We start from the raw sequence: 20,146 nt of genomic DNA on the forward strand, positions 1-20,146 counted from the left end.
TTTTAAAATAAATCTTTGACTGATAAATATCTTTCCCCTGTATCATAATTTAATGTTAAAATTATTGAACCCATTGGTATTGTATTAAGTTTTTGATTTATAGCAGATAATACAGCCCCTGTAGAAATGCCTACTAATATTCCTTCTTTTTTTGCAATTTGTCTAACAAAATAAAATGCATCTTTTTTAGAGACCAATAACGTTCCATTTAATATTTTAGTATTTAAAATACTAGGAATAAATCCTGCTCCTAATCCTTGTAACTCATGAGGATTTGAACATCCTCCAAATATCACTGGAGATTCTGTAGGTTCCACAGCAAATATTTTTATTTTAGGAAATTTTTTTTTTAATTTTTCCCCTATTCCAGTTATGTGGCCACCAGTTCCAACTCCAGTAATAAAATAATCTATTCCATTTGGAAAATCTTCTATAATTTCTTTAGCAGTATTATTTTTATGTGTGTTTGTATTATCAATATTATCAAACTGTTTTGGCATCCAAGAATTAGGATATATTTTAACTAATTCATTAGCTTTTTTAATAGCCCCATTCATTCCTTGTTCTTTAGGAGTAAGGACAAATTTAGCTCCTAAAATAGATAATAACTTTCGTCTTTCAATACTCATAGATTCAGGCATAACAAGTATAAGTTTATACTTTTTCACAGTAGATACTATAGATAATCCTATTCCAGTATTTCCGGACGTTGGTTCTATAATTAAATATCCTTTTTTTAATATACCTTGTTCTTCAGCATGTTCTATCATTGATAAAGCAATTCTATCTTTAATACTTCCACCTGGATTATTTTTTTCTAATTTCATCCAAACTTCATGATATGGAAAAAGTCTAGAAAGTCTTACATGTGGAGTATTTCCAATAGTTTGTAAAATACAATCTACTTTCATATTATTATTTTATATCTATCATATCACATAATTAATAGGATCTGGAAAAGGACTATTATCTCTCATTTTAATTTTATTTGTTTGATATACAATAGAAAAAGGTGGGATACTATTTGTTACCCAAACATTTCCACCAAGAATACTATCATGTCCAATTACAGTGTCCCCCCCTAAAATTGTTGCTCCAGAATATATAATCACTTGATTTTCTATAGTTGGATGTCTTTTTTTATTAGCTAATTTTTTATCGACTTGAATAGCTCCTAAAGTAACTCCTTGATAAATTTTTACTTGATCTCCAATTTCTGTGCTAGATCCTATAACAATTCCTGTTCCATGATCTATAACAAATGCTTGTCCTATTTTGGCAGATGCATGAATATCTATTCCAGTTTTACTATGCGCATATTCTGTGATCAATCTAGGAAGTATTGGTATTTTTAATATCCATAATTGATGAGCAATTCTATATAATGCTGTTGCAAAAAACCCAGGATAAGATAATAATATTTCTTCTATCGATTCAGCAGCTGGATCAAAATTTAATATTGCATTAGCATCTATCATCAATGTTTGATAAAGTTTAGGAATAATTTTAAAGAAAATTTTAGATTTTTTATTAGCCTCTATTTTAGATAAATTTATATGAATTAAAATATTAGACAGTCTTTCTTGTAAGTTTTGATAATTTTTTATCAAAAAATTAATTTTTTGTACAACACTTGTATCAGGAATAAAAAGAAAATGAAATAAATCTTCTACAAATTTTTCTGATTGTGTTTTATTTGGAAACAAACATTGAATTTGTTTTCTTTTATTAAGTTGTTTTAAAAAATCTAAATCATACATACGTCATAAATAACTTTTTTATATAAAAATATATAAAAATTTTTATCTTTCTTATCAAAAAAAATTATATGAAAAAAATATTAGTAAATCAACCAATAGTAGAAATTAATGGGGATGAAATGGCAAGAGTAATATGGAAATATATTAAAAACTATTTTATATATCCTTATTTAGATATTAAAATAATATATTTTGATCTTGGTATAAAAAATAGAGATTTTACAAATGATACCATTACTATAGATGCAGCTAATGCAATTAAAAAATATAATGTTGGAATAAAATGTGCTACAATTACTCCAGATAAAGAAAGAATGAAGGAATTTAATTTAAAAAAAATGTGGAAATCTCCTAATGGTACAATAAGAAATATAATTGATGGAACAATATTTAGAGAACCAATTATAACAAAAAATATTCCTAGTGTAATTCCAAATTGGAAAAATCCTATTTGTATTGCTCGTCATGCGTATGCAGATCAATATAACTCAATTGAGTTTCGTGTAAAAGAAAAAGGAAAATTATACCTATATTTTGTTCCAGACAAAAATAATAACAATTCACAAAAACTTGAAATTTTTCACTTTCACAATCCAGGAGTTAGTTTGGGAATGTATAACACTGATAAATCTATACATCAATTTGCACGTTCTTGTTTTTTATATTCTATTAAAAAAAAATATCCACTTTTTCTTTCAACAAAAAATACTATACTACAATCATATGATGGTAGATATAAAGATATTTTTAATACTGTATATCAACAAGAATTTTTGTACATATTTAAAAAACTACATATTACTTATGAACATCGTTTGATTGATGATATGATAGCATATGTTATCAGATCTAATGGAGGATTTGTTTGGGCATGTAAAAATTATGATGGAGATGTTCAATCAGATGCAATTGCTCAAGGATTTGGATCATTAGGAATGATGACATCTTTATTATTAAATGAGAATATTTTAGAATCTGAAGCTGCACATGGAACAATTACAAGACATTATAAATTATATAAAAAAGGTCAAAAAACATCAACTAATCCAATAGCATCTATTTTTTCTTGGACCAATGGATTAAAACATAGAGCTATGTTAGATAACAATAACAAATTAAAAATTTTTGCTTCAAAACTAGAAGAATCATGTATAGAAGTTATAGAATCTGGCAAAATGACTAAAGATTTATTTAAATTAGCTTATTATAATAATAATAATACAATCAAAAATAATAATAAACAAGCAATCAATAATCATTATCTAGATACAGAATCTTTTTTAAATGCAATTAAAACAAATTTTGAAAACAAATTAGATTGTTTTTAACATTTTTATAATATGTTCTCTAATATTTTTTCTTTTAAACTTAATCAAAAATTTGTCTAAAAAATTTTGTATAAAATAAATATGTTTAGGTTTCCAATATTTTTTATATCCTGTAAAAAAATAATGTGGTATTTTTAAATCACAATAAGAACCTTCTATCAATAATATCAGTTTTTCTCCTAAAATCTTATCTGGAATTGAAGAAATTATAAATTTTTTATCAGGAATATAATATGATATTTGTTTTTCTACTACTTCAGGACTAATTTTAATTCCACCACTATTAATTATATTATCATATCTTCCTATCCATATAAATTCATTTTTATAAAGTAAATTTACTATGTCATTTGTTTGTATTGAAGTTTGATAATACATTTTATCATAGTTAATTTTCAGACAATTTCTATAATCTAATTTTAAATTGATATTATTTAATAATAATGTATAATAATTACTTTTGTTCAATCCATTAGCTTTTCTTATAGCTATAGCACCTGCTGTTTCTGTTAACCCATAAGTATGATAACAACTTGTTGACACTGTTTGTAATTTTTTTTCTAAATTTCTAGTAATTTCTGTTCCTCCTATTAAAAGAATTTGTATTTTATATAATTCTTTAATGCTATATAATACTTGCATAGGTACCATAGAAGAAATATCAAAATATGTTGCAATATTTTGTAATGGATTAGAAGACGGTGGAATACAATATATTTTCCATTTAAAAATAATAGAACGAATTAAAAATATTTTACTAGCAATATATTCAGGAGATAAACATAATAGTCCTAATATGTTAGTTCTATTTAATTTTAAAAATTGTACCATACTATTAGCAGAATCATATATATATTTTTTATTTAGTACAATATTTTTTTTTATACCAGTAGTACCAGAAGAAGTACAATTTATTAATTCTGTACATGGATTATTCCAAATATTTATAAATGATAAAATAGATTCTTTCCAAGAGTATAAATGATGAGTGTTATCAACTATTTTAGTAAATATTTTATTGTATTTAAAATCAATTAAAATTCCATTATTTAAATTAAATTGGTTATGTTCCATGTTGTTTTATCATATTTACAAAATAGATATCCATTTTTCATTTTTAATGGTAATAAAATATCATTCACAAAATGTTTTATAATCAATCCATGATGAATAGTGCTATAACTGCTATTATAATAGCTATATTTTATATTTTGTTTATTAAGAAAAATATAGTATAACCATTGAGATATAACATTCATTCCTATTGTAGTTTCTAAAGAAGAACTTATTTTCCAATTAATGTTTCTTTTTTCTGCTTCTAATATCCATTCTTTAACTCCATTAAAACCCCAATTTAGATTTGGTCTTAATACTATATATTTAGGATTTATTATATCTAATAAGTTTTTTTTTTTAGTTATTTCATTAACTGAAAATAGTTCTTCATCTAATGTAATAGGAATTTTAGAATTATGGCAAATTTTAGCCATGTCATTCCAATTATTAGATTTAATAGGTTGTTCAATAGAATGAATAATATTTATTGATTCTAATTTTTTTATATAAAATAAAGCAATTTTATAATTATTAAAACATTCATTTGCATCAATAATCACTTTTATAGTAGGATAAATATGATTTATTTGTTTTAATGCCTTATATTGATTTTCAAAGTATTCTAAATTAATTTTTATTTTAAATGATAAAAATCCTAAATCATATTTTATTTTAATTTGATTTATTAAATAATTTACGTCTTTACTTAACCATATTACATAATTTATAGGAATTCCTTCTTCGCCTATTGTAAATTTAGATTTATAAAAAATTGGAAATTTTGTTGTTAATCCTAATAAAACTTGTTCTAACCCAAAAAAAATGGATGAGTAATGAATATAATTATAATAATAACATATTTCTTGTTTTTGAATTAAATTTATTCTTTTAGAAAGAAGAACTAATTCTTGTTCATACTTTTCTAAATTATTTTCCTCTATTATAGGGTTACATTCTCCTATACTAATTTTATGTTTTACTTTTATAATTAAAAACCAAATAACGCATTTATTAAATATTATTTTTGAATTAATAATATTTTTTTTAAAAAAAAATATTTTCTTTTTTAAAAAAGATTTCATAATATTAAATCAATATTTTTTCACCAGTTTTTAATAAAAAAAGTTTGATTCCTTTTTTTAAAAATTGATTTTTTACAATTTTATTATCAATTTTAATATCGGAAAAAGTATTATAATGAACTCCTAATATTTTATTAGATTTTAATAATTCAGCAGCTATAATTGCTTCTTCATAATCCATAGTATATCTACCACCTATAGGTAAAATAGAAAGATCTAATGTTACAAATCTAGGAAGTAACATCATATCATAATGTAAAGCTGTATCTCCAGCAAAATATATATTTTTTTTGTCTATTGTAGATAATAAAAAACCACCTGGATTTCCACCATAAGTTCCATCATTGAAAACACTAGAATGAGTTGCCCAAATATATTTTATTTTTCCAAATGGAAAATTAATAAAGGCTCCATAATTTATTCCATAAGTTATCAATCCTTTTTTTTCAAAAAACATAGAAATTTCATAATTGGATATAATAGTTGAGTGATATTTTTTTGCAAAATATTCTACATCACAAACATGATCAAAATGTGCATGACTTACTAAAATATAATGTATTACATCAATATTATTAAAATATTTATGATAATCATTATTTTTGAAAATAGGATTTTTTGATAAAAAAGGATCTATTAATAAATAAAATTTATCTATTTTTAATAAACAAGTACTGTGTGATAAAAATTGAATTATCATAATAATATTATAATTTTATAAAAAACATCCAAATCCAATAATGATAGTATACAAAACTATTATTACAATTAATTTTTTCAATTCTAAATTAAAATATTGAATATTTGTTATTTTTAACATACAATTGATATGATCAATCAATAATAATATTATTAACGTAAATAATATACAATGATAAAAATAATTTTTATTATTCATTATAATAAAAATTATTCCTATTATTACAGATAATATAATTAATATAATATGATATATTTTAGCATATTGATTACCTAATAAATTAGCTATAGTCAATTTATTATGTTTTAAATCTGTTTCAATATCTCTTATATTATTTATATTTAAAACAGCGACATTCATAAATCCTATTGATAATGATAATAAAAATATATCTAAAGATAGTCTTGTTGTGTATAAAAAATAACTTCCATTAATAGATACTATTCCAAAAAATATCATTACAAATAAATCACCTAGTCTTCTATATCCATATGGATTATGTCCAATAGAATAATTTATAGAACTATAAATACATATTAAAATACCTAAAAAATATAAAAAAAAAATATAAAAATTTTTCAAAAAATCAATAGAATTGATAATTAATATTAATCCAAATAAAAAAGATAATAAAGAAAATAATTTAATAGCATTTATGATTTGTTTCAATGAGATTAATCCATTTGAATTTATTTTTCTATCTAAATTATTATATTTTGCATATAATATTTTTATATTATCTCCATAATAATTAGAAATATTCGATAAAATCTGTAGAGATAATGCTGTTAATAAAGATAATAAATAAGTTATCAAATTTACATATACCCTAGACTTAGAAATTAAAAAACTTAAAGTAATTCCAGAAAATGATAAACATAAAGTATGTAAACGAATAACATACATCCATTTATTTATTTTCATAAAAATTTTTTAAATTTTTTAAAATTTGGATTTCTTTTTTCTAAAAAAGCATTTTTACCCTCTTGAGATTCTTCTGTAAGATAAAACATTAAAGTAGCATCTCCTGCTAATTGCATTAATCCATGTTGTCCATCTAATTCTGCATTTAAACATCTTTTAATCATTCTTAAAGACATAGGACTTCTTTTTTGAATTATTTGACACCAATTTAACGTAATTTTTTCTAAATCTTTTAAAGGTACTACTTTATTGATTAATCCCATTTGTAATGCTTCTTTTGCAGAATATTGACGAGATAAAAACCACATTTCTCTTGCTTTTTTTTGCCCGATAATTCTTGCTAAATAGGAAGATCCAAATCCTCCATCAAAAGACCCTACTTTAGGTCCTACTTGACTAAAAATTGCATTATCAGATGCTATTGTTAAATCACAAACTACATGTAATACATGTCCACCTCCTATTGAATATCCATTAACCATGGCAATTACTGGTTTTGGTAGTTCACGTATTTTTTTATAAAAATCTAAAATATTTAATCTAGGAATACCATCTTGACCAAGATATCCACCTAACCCTCTAGTTTTTTGATCACCTCCAGAACAAAATGATTTATTGCCATATCCAGTAATTATTACTATATCAATATCTGTTCTATTTTTACATATATTTATAGCATCAATCATTTCATCTACTGTTTCTACACGAAAAGCATTATGACATTTTGGTCTATGAATCTCTATTTTAGATATTCCTTTCCATAAAAAAAATCTAATATCTTTATATGTTTTTATTGTAATCCAATTTATATTTGACATTGATGTTTACTATAAAATAAAAAAAATACTTTTTCAAAACTATGTATAAAAATTTATTTGCAGTTTTATTAGGAATTTTTTGTAGTTTTGTTGGTCTTATTTTTTTTATACAATGGTTAAATATTTTGTTTATAGAAACAAAACGTATTCCTTTAATGAAGATACAAAAAATATTATTATATAATACATATAAATTTTATATAATATTATTAATATTTTATATAATCAGTATTATATTAGGATGTTCTATGACAGCATATATTGTATTACATGCAAAAACTGCTTATTCTATATTAACAGGATCAATTATGATTTGTATTAACTTTTTTTTATGGATATTTCCTATTTGGTTTAAAATAATTATTATTCCAATAATTTTTCAATTAGCATATTTAAGTGGAGAATTTATAACATTTGTTACAAAAACAAAGTTAAATTAACATATATATAAATCCAGATATATATCCTATTAAAGCTAAATAACTAATATATTTTAAATACCAAAAAAAATTTATTTTTTCCATTCCCATAGCAGCAACACCTGAAGCAGATCCTATTAATAATAAACTACCACCTGTACCTGAAGTATAAGCTATAAAATTCCAAAATTCATGATTTAATGGATAAGAAAACATAGATATCGTAGAAGCAACTAATGGAACATTATCTATAATAGATGATATTAATCCAAATAATAATGTAGTTGGTTTCCATTCTAATATAGAATTATTAATCCAATTTGATAATTGATATAATACGCCAATTGATTCTAATGAAGAAATAGAAAGTAAAATTCCTAAAAAAAATAATATACTGGAAAAATCAATTTTATTAAAAATTGTTTCTATAGAAATGATTTGTTTAGGAATATTAAGAATTGTATATAAAAGACTAAAAGTAAACATCATTCCCATATAAGGTGGAATTCCTATAAATGTTTTTAATATTGGTACAATTAATATCATTAACAATCCCATTTGAAATACAATAATTCCAGTTTTTAATTCTCTATTAGAAAAATGATTATCTGATATTTTAAGTTGTCCATTAAAAATAGAATATCTAGATATTATAAAAGTTGATATACTCATACATAATATAGATGGAAAAAATATTTTTTGTATTATATTATAAGTTGTTACTTTATTAGATATCCATAACATAGTTGTAGTAATATCCCCTATTGGGGACCATACCCCTCCAGCATTAGCTGATATTATAATAGCACCTAAATAATATAATCTTTCTTTATCATTTAAAATAATTTTCCTTAATAAAGTAATAATTACAATAGTAGCTGTAAGATTATCTATAATGGCAGATAAAAAAAATGATAAAATATTTATAATCCATAAAAATTTTCTTTTAGTAGTATTAGAAAAAAATACATTTTTTAAAGCATCAAATCCAGAATATATATCTATAATACAAATTATAGACATCGCTCCTATTAGAAAAAAAACAATTTCCGAAACTTTTCCTATATGGAATAGGAGTAAATTATTAGGAGTATTCCATATTATTAAATTTTTTTCTAATTGAAAAACTGGAATTTGAAAATAAAAAATTATTCCCCATAAACAAGATGCCATTAATATGGATAAAATAGATTTATTTAAAAATGTTAAATAATCTGCTGTTATTAATAATAAATAACCAATAATAAAAACTAAAATCATAAAAGATTCCATAGTTTTTTGATGTTAAAATCATATTTTAATTTTTCCAGAAAAAAATGAATCCTTTCCAAGATCATTTTCAATTCTTAATAATTGATTATATTTTGAATTTCTTTCAGATCTACAAATACTGCCAGTTTTTATTTGGCCAATATTAAAAGCAACAGATAAATCAGCTATAAAAGAATCTTCTGTATCTCCAGAACGATGAGAAATAATATTATTATACTTATGTTCTTTTGCTAGATTAATAGTTTTTATTGTTTCCGTAAGTGTTCCTACTTGATTAAGTTTAATAAGAATCGCATTTGCAATTTTTTTATCAATTCCTAATGTTTGTAATCTATCTATTTGTGTAACAAATAAATCATCTCCTACTAATTGAATATCTATACCTAATTCTTCTGTTAAAGATTTCCATCCTATTAAATCATTTTGATCCATTCCATCTTCTATAGATATAATAGGATAACGTCTAGTTAAAAAAGATAAATAACTAATATGTTCTTCTAAAGTTTTGGTTATTTTTTCTTTATTATTCATCATTCCAAATTTAGAATAATTATATTTTTTTTCTTCTTTTTGATAAAATTCAGATGCTGCACAATCTATTGCAATTCCTATATCTTTATATGGTTCATAATTTGATAAATGTATAGATTCTAACATATTATCTAAAATAGTTTCTATATTATTAAAATTAGATGAAAATCCACCCTCATCACCTACATTAGTTGAAAATCCTTTTTTTAATAATAAATCTTTTAATTGATAAAATATTTTATGTCCTATTTGAATAGCTTCAAAAAAAGTTTTTGCTACCGTTGGTATAATCATAAATTCTTGAAATGGAATTGAAGAATATGCATGTTTTCCTCCATTTATAATATTAATTAATGGAACTGGTAAAACATGTGAGCATACTCCACCTATATATTTATAAATAGGGATATTTAATGTATTAGATGCTGCTTTAACAATAGCTAATGATACTCCTAAAATTGCATTAGCTCCTAATCGACTTTTATTTTTAGTGCCATCTAAATCTAACATCATATGATCAATTTTAATTTGATCTAATACTGATATTCCTATTAATTCAGGTGCTATAATTTTATTTATATTATAAATTGCTTTTTGAACTCCCTTTCCTGAAAATTTACTTTCATCACCATCTCTTAATTCAAATGCTTCATATTCTCCTTTAGACGTACCTGATGGGACCGATGCTCTTCCTAAAACATTATCTTCTGTAAGAATATCTACTTCGATTGTTGGAATCCCTCTTGAATCTAATATTTGTCTTGATAATATTTGTTTGATTTTACTCATAATTTATTTTAATGCTTATAATTTCTCTTTTTTCTGATTATTATTGATATTATTTTTAATTATTTCTACTAATTTATTAGACTGTTTATTTTTGCTTCTTCTAATTTTTTTTCTACTACTACTATTATGTTGATCAATATTATTAAAATCTAATAATTCTAGTAAAACTATCTTTGATATATCTCCAAGTCTATATCCAATTTTTATAATTCTTGTATATCCTCCATAACGTTGTTTTACTTTTTCAAAAGACTTTGTAAATAATTCTGCGACTGCATATTTATCTCTTAATAAAGAAAATATAATTCTTTTAGAATGAGTTGTATTAATTTTTGATTTTGTTATAATAGGTTCTATATATCTTTTTAATGCTTTTGCTTTAGATAAAGTTGTAAAAATATGTTTATTTTTAATTAATGAAGAAGACATATTAGATAATATAGATTTTTTATGTCCAACTTTTATACCAAAAAGTATTTTTTTTTTTCTATGATTCATAAATTATGAATGTATTTTATATTCAGTAATATCCATGCCAAAATATAAACCATTTTTTTTCATTTTTTCTTCTAATTCTTCTAATGATTTTTTTCCAAAATTTCTCATTTGTAACATATTAGATTTAGTTTGAATAACTAAATCTGCTATATTTTCAATTGATGCTGTTTTTAAACAATTTTTAGTTCTTACTGATAAATCCATATCATTTAATTTAGATTTTAATAATTCACGCATTCTCAAAAATTCTTCATTATATTTTTTTTCTTTATTTATTATTGGTTTCTCATTGATAATATTTTCAATTTTTTCACAAGAAAATATTGAAAAATATTGAATTAAAATTTTTGATGCCTCCATTAATGCTAATTTAGGAGTAATAGATCCATCAGTTTTAATTTCAATAGATAAATTTTCAAAATCAGTTTTTTGTCCTACTCTACAATTATCTATTGTATATTTTACATTTTTTATAGGTGTAAAAATAGAATCTATAGCAATATTCCCAATTATATCATTATTATTTTTTTTATTTTCTTCTGAAGGAACATATCCTCTTCCTTCTTCTATTATAAAACTAAATTCTAAAGGAATAGATTTATCTTTATGACAAATTACTAAATCAGTATTGATAATTTCAAAATTAATAATAAACCTATTTAATAATTTACCAGTAATTTTATCATCATTATTGTTTATTTTAACATTTACTATTTCTTTATCTTGTAATAATGTTTTTCTTTTAAATCGAATTTTTTTAAAATTTAAAATAATTTCAGTAACATCTTCAATTACTCCTTTAATAGAGGAAAATTCATATTGTATATCCTTAATTTTAATAGAAGTTACTGCAATTCCTTTAATAGATCCTAAAAGAACTCTTCTTAAAGCATTACCTAATGTTAATCCATATCCAGGCTCTAAAGGTTTTAAATGAAATAATCCTTTTATTTCTGACAATTCAGATGTAATAATTTTTTCTGGTTTAATAAAATCAAAAATCGATATAGACATATTAGTTATTATTTTGAATATAATTCAACAATTAATTGTTCTTTTATTTTTTCAGGAATTTGTATTCTTTTTGGCATTAATCTGAATATTCCATACATATTTTTATGATCTAAAACAAGCCAATTTACCATTGGATTATTTATATTTTTATTTATTGAATCTAATATTACAGGATGATTTCTTGATGTTTTTCTAACTCCAATTTTATCTCCTGGTTTTAATCTACAAGATGGAATATTTACAATATGATTATTAACAATAATATGTTTATGAGAAATTATTTGACGAGCAGAAGATCTAGATGGAGCAAATTTTAATCTAAAAACAATATTATCAAGACGTGATTCACAGGCTTGTAAAAGAAGTTCACCTGTAATTCCTTTTTTCTTAGATGCTTCAATAAATAATCTTTTAAACGATTTTTCTAATATTCCATATAAATATTTAGCTTTTTGTTTTTCTAATAATTGAATAAAATACTCAGAACGTTTTCCTCGTCTACGATAATTACCATGTTGACCTGATGGATATTTTCTTCTTTCAAAATATTTATCTTCTCCGTATAAACAATCTCCAAATTTTCTAGAAATTTTTGTTTTTGGTCCTATATATCTTGCCATAATAATTGTATATCTTAAACTCTTCTTCTTTTTGGAGGCCGACACCCATTATGAGGTAATGGTGTAATATCTTGTATAAGTGTAATAATAATACCAGAATTACTTAATGCTCTTATTGCGGCATCTCTTCCTGCACCTGGACCATTAACTTTAACTTCTACTTTTTTTATACCAGCGTTTAATCCTTTTTTTGCAACATTTTCAGCAGCAATTTGAGCTGCATATGGTGTATTTTTTTTGGATCCTTTAAAATTCATTTTTCCAGCTGAAGACCAGGCAATTACATCTCCTATTTTATTCGTTAATGTAATAATAATATTATTAAAAGTAGATTTAATATGTGCAATTCCTAATGCATCTACTATTACAGATTTGTTTTTTATTTTTTTTATAGAAGATTTAGATTTATTTAACATATTATTGTATTGACTTACTTAATAGACCGTTTTTTATTAGCTATAGTTTTTTTCTTACCTTTTCTTGTTCTACAATTATTTTTAGTTTTTTGTCCTCTTAATGGTAATTTTTTTCTATGTCTAATTCCTCTATAACATCCTATATCCATTAATCGTTTAATACTTAATTTAATTTCTGATTTTAATTCTCCCTCTATTTTTAAATTATTAGATATATATTTTCTAATATTGATAACGTCTTTATCTGACCAATTTTTAACTTTTATATTTTTATCAATGCCTATTGAATTTAAAATTTGTTCAGATAAACTTTTATTAATTCCATATACATAAGTTAGGCCTATTACTCCTCGTTTAGTTTTTGGAATATCTATACCTGATATTCTAACCATAATAGCAATTTATTATTATATAATTCACTTTAATAAATTAACCTTGTTTTTGTTTAAATCTTGGATTTTTTTTATTAATAATCCTTAATCTACCTTTTCTCATAATAATTTTACAATCACTAGTTCTTTTTTTTAATGATGTTTTAACTTTCATATATCATATATTAATATCAATATCTATATGTAATTCTACCCCTTTGTAAATCATAAGATGACATTTCTAATCTAACTTTATCACCAGGTAATATTCTAATATAATGCATTCTCATTTTTCCTGAAATATGCGCTTTTACAATACAACCATTTTCCAATTCAACACGAAACATCGCATTTGGTGATGATTCTATTATTGTTCCATCTACTTCTATATGTTTCTGTTTTGCCATAATCAATAACAAATATAAAAAATAAGTTTTATGTTTTCAAGTTTTCAAATTATAATTATTAAATTAGTTTTTTAAATTATATCTATTACTTTTTAATATCATTAAATTATCATAATAATAATTTAATAAATATATATCAACTTGTTGAAGTAAATCTAAAATTACTCCTACTACAATTAATAATGATGTTCCACCATAAAATAAAGAAAAATTTTGAGTAATTCCTAATCTGCATACTATAGCTGGTAAAATAGCAATAATAGCTAATAATATAGCACCAGGTAATGTTATTCTAGATAAAATTATATCTAAATAATTTGCTGTTTCTTTTCCAGGCATAATTTTTGGTATATAGCCCCCATTTCTTTTTAAATCATATGAGATTTGATTAACTGGAATTGTAATAGCAGTATAAAAAAATGTAAAAATAATGATTAAACAAATAAAACAGAAATTATACCAAAAACCATAAATATTTTGAAAAATATAAAATATATTTTTTATTTTATTATTATGAACATAATTATAAAAAAATAATGGAAATAACATAATAGATTGAGAAAATATAATAGGCATTACTCCTGCAGCTGTCATTTTTAATGGTAAATATTGATGTTTTTTTTGAATTAATTTAAAGTTTTTATAAAAATTCATTGATCTATAATGAGATACATATTGAATAGGAATTTTTCTAACTGCTTGAATTAAAATAATAGTAAATAAAATTACTAATATAAAAAATATACATTCAATATTAAAAATTAATAATCCAATAATTTTATTATGATATTTTAATTTCATAATTAATTCTTTTGTTATAGCACTTGGAAAACGTACTATAATTCCTGACATAATAATTAAAGAAATTCCATTTCCTATTCCATTTTCTGTTATTTTATCTCCAATCCACATTGTAAATAATGTTCCACAAGTCAACATTATTATTCCAAGAATCCAAAATAAAATTTGATCATGTAATACATTCATATTTAATAAATATGAAGAATAAAAAGAAGATATAGGAAGAAATTGTTTAGTTAAAGAAATTAAATAAAATGGAGCTTGTATTAAACAAACTCCTAATGTTAACCATCTAGTTAAAATATTAATTTGTTTTTTTCCACTTTCTCCATCTTTTTGTATTCTATTTAAATTAGGTATAATAATACACATTAATTGTACTATAATTGAAGCAGATATATATGGCATAACTCCTAATGCAAATATTGAGGCTCTATTAAATGCACCACCTGTAAAAGAAGATAAAATTTGCATTAAACCTTTAGATCCAGAATGTAAATGATTTAAAAAATTATTTATTGCCAAAGGATTTATTCCAGGGAGTGGAATATATGCACCAAAACGATAAATTAACAATAAATTAATTGTATTAAATATTTTATTTCTTAAATCTTTATTATTCCAAATATTACATATAGAAATAAATAAATGATTCATAAATATATTATATTACTTATATAATAATTTTCCACCTGCATTTTTTATATATAATATTGATTTTTTACTAAATTTAGATGCTTCAATTGTAATTAATGATTTAAAATGGCCTTTACCTGCTAAAATTTTTATTAATTTACAATTTCTTTTTAGTAAATTATATTTTATTAATACTTCTTTATTCACTAAATTATCAACTATAATTTTTTTATCTATTAAATTTTGAATAGTATCTAAATTAATACAACAATATTTTTTTTTATTTCTATTTTTAAATCCAAACTTTGGAAGTCTTCGTTGTATTGGATTTTGACCTCCTTCAAATCCTAATTTCTTAGAATATCCAGAACGAGATTTTGCTCCTTTATGTCCTCTTCCACAAGTTCCTCCTTTTCCACTACCTTGTCCTCTTCCTAATCTCATTTTTTTTTTACTAGATTTTTTATTTGGTTTCAAAAAATTTAAATACATTTTTTATATATAATTATATTATTATACCATTATAAACTTCTTCAATAGAAATTCCTCTTTGTTTAGAAATAATATTAACATCTCTTATTAAATCTAATGCTTTAATTGTAGCTTTTATTACATTATGTGGATTTGATGATCCTTTAGATTTAGATAATACATTTTTTAATCCTACAGCTTCTAAGACTGCTCTTAATGATCCACCCGCTATTATTCCTGTACCTTCTGATGCTGGTTTTATTAAAATTCTTGCTCCTCCATATTTAGCTTCTTGTGCATGAGGAATAGTTCCATTTGAAATACAAATTTGATGTAAATTTCTTTTAGCTTGTTCTCCAGCTTTATGAATAGCATCAGTAGCTTCTTTAGATTTTCCAAAACCATATCCTACTAATCCATTTTCATTACCCTTAATTACAATAGCACTAAAACTAAAATATCTTCTACCTTTTGTAACTTTACAAACTCTCGTAACTCCTACTAATTTTTCTTTTAATTCAAAATTAGAATATTTTTTTTTTTCTATTAATGAACTCATTTTTTTAAAAATTTAATCCCATTTTTCTAATTCCATTTGCTAATGATTTTACTCTTCCATGATACATATATTTACCTTTATCAAAAACTACTTTTTTTAATTTCAATTTTTGAGCTTTTATTCCTAATAATTTTCCAACTTCATATGATATTTCTATTTTAGTTTTATGTTTAATTTGATCATTTTTTTTTAAAACTTCAACAGAAGAAGAAGATGTTAAAGTAGTTTTAAGATTATCATCAATTATTTGTACATATATATGTTTATTACTTCTAAAGACAGAAATTCTTAAATTTTTATTTATATTATATTTTTTCATTTGTTTAAAATATTATTATTTAAGCAGATTTACCAGTTTTTTTTCTAATATATTCATTTAAATATCTAATTCCTTTTCCTTTATATGGTTCAGGTTTTCTTAATAAACGTATTTGTGAAGCAATTTGTCCTACAAGTTGTTTATTAATAGAATCTAAAATTAGAATAGTATTTTTATCTTTAGTAATTTGAATGTTTATGTTAATTTCTTTAGGAACTTCAAGTATAATATTATGGGAATAACCTAAATGAAATTCTAATAAATTATCAAATATTTTAGATACTCGATATCCTATACCTACTAATTCTAATTTTTTTTTAAATTTATGTTGGACACCAATTATCATATTATTTATTAATACACGATATAACCCATGCATAGATTTATATTTTTTATCTTCTTTTTCTCTTTTTAAGAATAAAAAATTATTTTTTATTTCTAATTTAATATATTTAGAAATTATTTGACTTAATCTTCCAAATTGTCCAATAATATCAATTTTATTATTATTAATTTCTATACTAACGTTAGTTGGAATTAAAATAGGTAAATTTCCAATTTTTGACATTTTTTATAATTAATTATATAAGAATTAATAAATATAACATAGAATTTCTCCACCTAATTTATTTTTTCTAGCTTTTTTATCAGTTAAAAGACCAGATGATGTAGAAATTATAGCTATTCCTAATCCATTTAATACTCTAGGTAAATTTTTATATTTTGTATATTTTCTTAACCCTGGTTTACTAATTCTAATAAGATTTTGAATAACAGATTTATTTTTATAATATTTTAATGCAATTTTAATAATTTTAATATTATTAGTATTATTTACTATTTTAAAATCTAAAATATAACCATTTTGTAATAATATTTTAGATAAATTTTGTTTTAATTTAGAATAATAAATTTCTAAAAATTTATGTTTTACTTTACTTGCATTTCTAATTCTAGTTAAAAAATCAGAAATAGGATCTGTATTCATAATATTACCAACTTACTTTTTTAACTCCTGGAATTAATCCTTGAGAAACTAAATGTCTAAACATAATTCTAGATATACCAAATTTCCTCATATATCCTCTACAACGTCCTGTAATAGAACATCTATTTCTTAATCTTACTGGAGATGCATTTCTAGGTAATTTTTGTAATAATTTATAATTATTAGATAATTTTAATCTTTTTCTAATTTTTGCATATTTTAATACAATCTTTTCTCTTTTTTTTTGTCTTGCTTTAATAGATTCTTTAGCCATTTTATTTATTATTTTTTTTAAATGGAATACCAAAATGAGATAACAGTTCTTTAGCTTCTATATCATTTTTAGCAGAAGTTACAAATGTAATATTCATTCCAATACTTTTTTTAATTTCATATAAATTTACTTCTGGATAAATAATTTGATCCTCTATTCCAAGATTATAATTTCCCATACCGTCAAAACTACTATTTTTTACTCCATTAAAATCTCTAACTCTAGGTAATGCAACTTTAATTAATCTTTCTAAAAATTCATACATTTTTGATCTTCTTAAAGTTACTTTTATACCAATTGGCATTCCTTTTCTTAATTTAAAACCAGCTTCATCATGTTTTGATAAACATAAAATTGCTTTTTGTCCAGATATAGAAGTTAATTCCATAATTGATTGATTAATTATATTTTTATCATATATTATAGAACCAATACCTTTATGAATAATAATTTTATTTAATTTAGGAACTTGCATATAAGAACTATATTTAAATCGCTTCATTAAGTTTATAATAATCTGCTCATTATATAATTTTTGTAATTTAATTTGATATTTCATTTTTTGAATTAGATATTTTTTTTAAATTAGATATATGTATAGCAGATTCTATTTTAATAATTCCTCCTTTAGTATTTTTTGAATTAGGTTTAATATGTTTTTTGACTAAATTAATACCCTTAATTATTGCTTTATTTTTTTTTTTAATAACTTTTAGAACAATACCATTAGATTTTTTATTATCTCCTGATAAAATAAATACTTTATCACCTTTTTTAATAGATTTATTCATAATACTTCTTGAGCTAAAGATATAATTTTCATATATTGTTTTTCCCTTAATTCCCTAGCTACTGGCCCAAAAACTCTTGTCCCTAATAATTCCCCAGTATCATTAATTAACACACAAGCATTATCATCAAAACTAATATAAGATCCATCTTTTCTTCTAGTTTTTTTTTTTGTTCTTATTATTACTGCTTTAGATATTTTACCTTTCTTAATTAAATTTCCACTAGTACTAGATTCTTTAATAGTAACTACTATCATATCTCCTAAATATGCATATTTTTTATTAGAACCACCTAACACACGAATTATTAAAGCAGTTTTAGCTCCAGTATTATCTGATACTTTACATATAGATTCTTGTTGTAACATCTTATAAAAATATTATAACGATTTTTTTAAAATAGAAACTAATCTCCAACATTTATTTTTACTAATTGGTCGTGTTTCCATAATACAAACTATATCTCCATTTTTTGACGAATTATTTTCATCATGAACCATATATTTTTTTCGTACTAAAATATTTTTTCCATAATATTTATGTGTTGTTTTTTGCATTTCATTAACAATAATAGTTTTATTCATTTTATCGCTAATTACTATACCACTTCTTTGTTTTCTAATATTTATTCTATTATTTGTTATCTGATTATATTTTTTTTTATTCTTCAACATTTCAATCTTTTTGATTTAATTTTGTTTTTAATCTAGCAATAATTTTTCTTATAGATAATATTTCTAAAGGATTTTTATTTAAACCAAATGTATGATTAAATATTGCTTTTTTATATAATTTACGAAATTGTTCTAATTTTTTTTCAATTTCTTTAACAGATAAAAGATTTATTTCAGAATATTTCATATTAATAAATTATTTATTAATAAATTCTTTTGAAAAGATAAATTTCATTTTTATTGGAAATTTTTGAGCAGCTAATCTTAATGCTTCTCTAGCTATTTCCATATTTACTCCATCAATTTCTAATAAAATTTTACCCATTTTAACAACAGATACCCAAAATTCTACTGGACCTTTTCCTTTTCCCATTCTCACTTCTTGTGGTTTTTTAGTTGCTGGTTTATCTGGAAAAATATTAATCCATAATTTTCCTTCTCTTTTCATATATCTAGTAGCAGCTACACGTGCAGCCTCTATCTGTCTAGATGTTATCCAAGAAGATTCTAAAGCTTTAATTCCATATAATCCTCTAGTTAATAAAAAACCATTAGATGCATTACCACGCATACGTCCTTTTTGTTGTTTTTTATATTTTGTTTTTTTTGGTTGTAACATAAAAAATCA

The 20,146-nt window shown here is 22.3% G+C and carries 31 protein-coding genes; 2 read left to right on the forward strand and 29 right to left on the reverse strand.

Going from position 1 to position 20,146, the window contains the following annotated elements:
- Positions 1–2: 2 nt before the first annotated feature.
- Complete coding sequence (gene cysK / locus H0H38_RS01615) at positions 3–911, reverse strand: cysteine synthase A (RefSeq protein WP_185872568.1); 909 nt, start codon at positions 909–911, stop codon at positions 3–5.
- Positions 912–929: 18 nt separating this feature from the next.
- Entirely contained in the window at positions 930–1,760 is an 831-nt protein-coding gene (locus H0H38_RS01620; protein WP_185872569.1) for a serine O-acetyltransferase, read from the reverse strand.
- A 68-nt stretch (positions 1,761–1,828) separates the two neighbouring features.
- On the opposite strand from H0H38_RS01620, the gene H0H38_RS01625 reads away from it, so the two are divergent.
- A complete protein-coding gene (locus H0H38_RS01625) occupies positions 1,829–3,088 on the forward strand; it encodes an NADP-dependent isocitrate dehydrogenase (protein ID WP_185872570.1) in 1,260 nt (419 codons plus the stop codon).
- Here the strand turns inward: H0H38_RS01625 and H0H38_RS01630 are convergent.
- The 5 genes from H0H38_RS01630 to menB are packed head-to-tail and all read right to left on the reverse strand — an operon-like array spanning position 3,074 to position 7,668.
- Positions 3,074–4,162, reverse strand: coding sequence for an acyl-CoA synthetase family protein (locus H0H38_RS01630; RefSeq protein WP_185872571.1), 1,089 nt, complete (start codon positions 4,160–4,162; stop codon positions 3,074–3,076). The genes H0H38_RS01625 and H0H38_RS01630 overlap by 15 nt on opposite strands.
- Positions 4,138–5,226, reverse strand: a complete 1,089-nt coding sequence (locus H0H38_RS01635; RefSeq protein WP_185872572.1) for an enolase C-terminal domain-like protein — start codon at positions 5,224–5,226, stop codon at positions 4,138–4,140. Before H0H38_RS01635 ends, H0H38_RS01630 begins: the two co-directional genes overlap by 25 nt.
- A 4-nt stretch (positions 5,227–5,230) precedes the next feature.
- Entirely contained in the window at positions 5,231–5,926 is a 696-nt protein-coding gene (locus H0H38_RS01640) for a metal-dependent hydrolase (RefSeq protein ID WP_185872573.1), read from the reverse strand.
- 15 nt (positions 5,927–5,941) lie between these two features.
- Positions 5,942–6,850 carry a 1,4-dihydroxy-2-naphthoate octaprenyltransferase gene (gene menA, locus H0H38_RS01645; RefSeq protein ID WP_185872574.1) on the reverse strand — a complete coding sequence of 303 codons (909 nt, stop codon included), beginning with the start codon at positions 6,848–6,850 and terminating at the stop codon, positions 5,942–5,944.
- Positions 6,847–7,668, reverse strand: a complete 822-nt coding sequence (gene menB, locus H0H38_RS01650; protein ID WP_185872575.1) for a 1,4-dihydroxy-2-naphthoyl-CoA synthase — start codon at positions 7,666–7,668, stop codon at positions 6,847–6,849. The genes menA and menB overlap by 4 nt, the downstream gene beginning before the upstream one ends.
- Positions 7,669–7,709: 41 nt before the next feature.
- Here menB and H0H38_RS01655 point away from each other — a divergent pair, with 41 nt between their 5' ends.
- Positions 7,710–8,108 (forward strand): hypothetical protein, encoded by a 399-nt coding sequence (locus H0H38_RS01655; RefSeq protein WP_185872576.1) that lies wholly within the window; start codon positions 7,710–7,712, stop codon positions 8,106–8,108.
- Here H0H38_RS01655 and nhaD read toward each other — a convergent pair.
- The 22 genes from nhaD to rplP all read right to left on the reverse strand — a co-directional run bounded on the left by nhaD (position 8,100) and on the right by rplP (position 20,137).
- Positions 8,100–9,359: a sodium:proton antiporter NhaD gene (nhaD, locus tag H0H38_RS01660; protein WP_185872577.1), complete on the reverse strand. Its 1,260-nt coding sequence runs from the start codon at positions 9,357–9,359 to the stop codon at positions 8,100–8,102. The two genes, H0H38_RS01655 and nhaD, sit on opposite strands and share 9 nt — an antisense overlap.
- A gap of 18 nt (positions 9,360–9,377) precedes the next feature.
- Complete coding sequence (gene eno / locus H0H38_RS01665; protein ID WP_185872578.1) at positions 9,378–10,679, reverse strand: phosphopyruvate hydratase; 1,302 nt, start codon at positions 10,677–10,679, stop codon at positions 9,378–9,380.
- A gap of 15 nt (positions 10,680–10,694) precedes the next feature.
- The gene (gene rplQ / locus H0H38_RS01670) at positions 10,695–11,177 is read right to left on the reverse strand and encodes a 50S ribosomal protein L17 (RefSeq protein WP_185872579.1); all 483 of its coding nucleotides are present in this window, start codon (positions 11,175–11,177) and stop codon (positions 10,695–10,697) included.
- 3 nt (positions 11,178–11,180) lie between these two features.
- A complete protein-coding gene (locus H0H38_RS01675; protein ID WP_185873015.1) occupies positions 11,181–12,185 on the reverse strand; it encodes a DNA-directed RNA polymerase subunit alpha in 1,005 nt (334 codons plus the stop codon).
- Between the two features lie 14 nt (positions 12,186–12,199).
- Positions 12,200–12,811, reverse strand: coding sequence for a 30S ribosomal protein S4 (rpsD, locus tag H0H38_RS01680; RefSeq protein ID WP_185872580.1), 612 nt, complete (start codon positions 12,809–12,811; stop codon positions 12,200–12,202).
- A 14-nt stretch (positions 12,812–12,825) separates the two neighbouring features.
- Complete coding sequence (rpsK, locus tag H0H38_RS01685; protein ID WP_185872581.1) at positions 12,826–13,227, reverse strand: 30S ribosomal protein S11; 402 nt, start codon at positions 13,225–13,227, stop codon at positions 12,826–12,828.
- Between the two features lie 14 nt (positions 13,228–13,241).
- Positions 13,242–13,619, reverse strand: a complete 378-nt coding sequence (gene rpsM, locus H0H38_RS01690; protein ID WP_185872582.1) for a 30S ribosomal protein S13 — start codon at positions 13,617–13,619, stop codon at positions 13,242–13,244.
- A gap of 37 nt (positions 13,620–13,656) precedes the next feature.
- Complete coding sequence (rpmJ, locus tag H0H38_RS01695; protein WP_185872583.1) at positions 13,657–13,773, reverse strand: 50S ribosomal protein L36; 117 nt, start codon at positions 13,771–13,773, stop codon at positions 13,657–13,659.
- 16 nt (positions 13,774–13,789) lie between these two features.
- Positions 13,790–14,005, reverse strand: a complete 216-nt coding sequence (gene infA, locus H0H38_RS01700; RefSeq protein ID WP_185872584.1) for a translation initiation factor IF-1 — start codon at positions 14,003–14,005, stop codon at positions 13,790–13,792.
- A 63-nt stretch (positions 14,006–14,068) separates the two neighbouring features.
- The gene (gene secY / locus H0H38_RS01705; protein ID WP_185872585.1) at positions 14,069–15,463 is read right to left on the reverse strand and encodes a preprotein translocase subunit SecY; all 1,395 of its coding nucleotides are present in this window, start codon (positions 15,461–15,463) and stop codon (positions 14,069–14,071) included.
- A 12-nt stretch (positions 15,464–15,475) separates the two neighbouring features.
- Positions 15,476–15,934, reverse strand: coding sequence for a 50S ribosomal protein L15 (rplO, locus tag H0H38_RS01710; RefSeq protein WP_185872586.1), 459 nt, complete (start codon positions 15,932–15,934; stop codon positions 15,476–15,478).
- 13 nt (positions 15,935–15,947) lie between these two features.
- Positions 15,948–16,472, reverse strand: a complete 525-nt coding sequence (gene rpsE, locus H0H38_RS01715) for a 30S ribosomal protein S5 (RefSeq protein ID WP_185872587.1) — start codon at positions 16,470–16,472, stop codon at positions 15,948–15,950.
- 4 nt (positions 16,473–16,476) lie between these two features.
- Positions 16,477–16,791: a 50S ribosomal protein L18 gene (gene rplR / locus H0H38_RS01720; protein WP_185872588.1), complete on the reverse strand. Its 315-nt coding sequence runs from the start codon at positions 16,789–16,791 to the stop codon at positions 16,477–16,479.
- Positions 16,792–16,810: 19 nt separating this feature from the next.
- A complete protein-coding gene (gene rplF, locus H0H38_RS01725) occupies positions 16,811–17,359 on the reverse strand; it encodes a 50S ribosomal protein L6 (RefSeq protein ID WP_185872589.1) in 549 nt (182 codons plus the stop codon).
- A gap of 24 nt (positions 17,360–17,383) precedes the next feature.
- On the reverse strand, positions 17,384–17,779 hold the full coding sequence (gene rpsH, locus H0H38_RS01730; protein WP_317168641.1) for a 30S ribosomal protein S8: 396 nt from the start codon (positions 17,777–17,779) through the stop codon (positions 17,384–17,386).
- A gap of 4 nt (positions 17,780–17,783) precedes the next feature.
- Positions 17,784–18,053, reverse strand: a complete 270-nt coding sequence (rpsN, locus tag H0H38_RS01735; protein WP_185872590.1) for a 30S ribosomal protein S14 — start codon at positions 18,051–18,053, stop codon at positions 17,784–17,786.
- Between the two features lies 1 nt (position 18,054).
- On the reverse strand, positions 18,055–18,612 hold the full coding sequence (rplE, locus tag H0H38_RS01740; RefSeq protein ID WP_185872591.1) for a 50S ribosomal protein L5: 558 nt from the start codon (positions 18,610–18,612) through the stop codon (positions 18,055–18,057).
- On the reverse strand, positions 18,596–18,844 hold the full coding sequence (rplX, locus tag H0H38_RS01745) for a 50S ribosomal protein L24 (protein ID WP_185872592.1): 249 nt from the start codon (positions 18,842–18,844) through the stop codon (positions 18,596–18,598). Before rplX ends, rplE begins: the two co-directional genes overlap by 17 nt.
- Positions 18,841–19,212 carry a 50S ribosomal protein L14 gene (gene rplN / locus H0H38_RS01750; protein ID WP_185872593.1) on the reverse strand — a complete coding sequence of 124 codons (372 nt, stop codon included), beginning with the start codon at positions 19,210–19,212 and terminating at the stop codon, positions 18,841–18,843. Before rplN ends, rplX begins: the two co-directional genes overlap by 4 nt.
- 12 nt (positions 19,213–19,224) lie before the next feature.
- A complete protein-coding gene (gene rpsQ / locus H0H38_RS01755) occupies positions 19,225–19,518 on the reverse strand; it encodes a 30S ribosomal protein S17 (protein ID WP_185872594.1) in 294 nt (97 codons plus the stop codon).
- 1 nt (position 19,519) lies between these two features.
- Positions 19,520–19,705: a 50S ribosomal protein L29 gene (rpmC, locus tag H0H38_RS01760; RefSeq protein ID WP_185872595.1), complete on the reverse strand. Its 186-nt coding sequence runs from the start codon at positions 19,703–19,705 to the stop codon at positions 19,520–19,522.
- Positions 19,706–19,714: 9 nt separating this feature from the next.
- Complete coding sequence (gene rplP, locus H0H38_RS01765) at positions 19,715–20,137, reverse strand: 50S ribosomal protein L16 (RefSeq protein ID WP_185872596.1); 423 nt, start codon at positions 20,135–20,137, stop codon at positions 19,715–19,717.
- Between the last annotated feature and the right edge of the window lie 9 nt (positions 20,138–20,146).

Source organism: Blattabacterium cuenoti (assembly GCF_014252355.1).
In the GTDB taxonomy this organism is placed as follows: domain Bacteria; phylum Bacteroidota; class Bacteroidia; order Flavobacteriales; family Blattabacteriaceae; genus Blattabacterium; species Blattabacterium cuenoti_AD.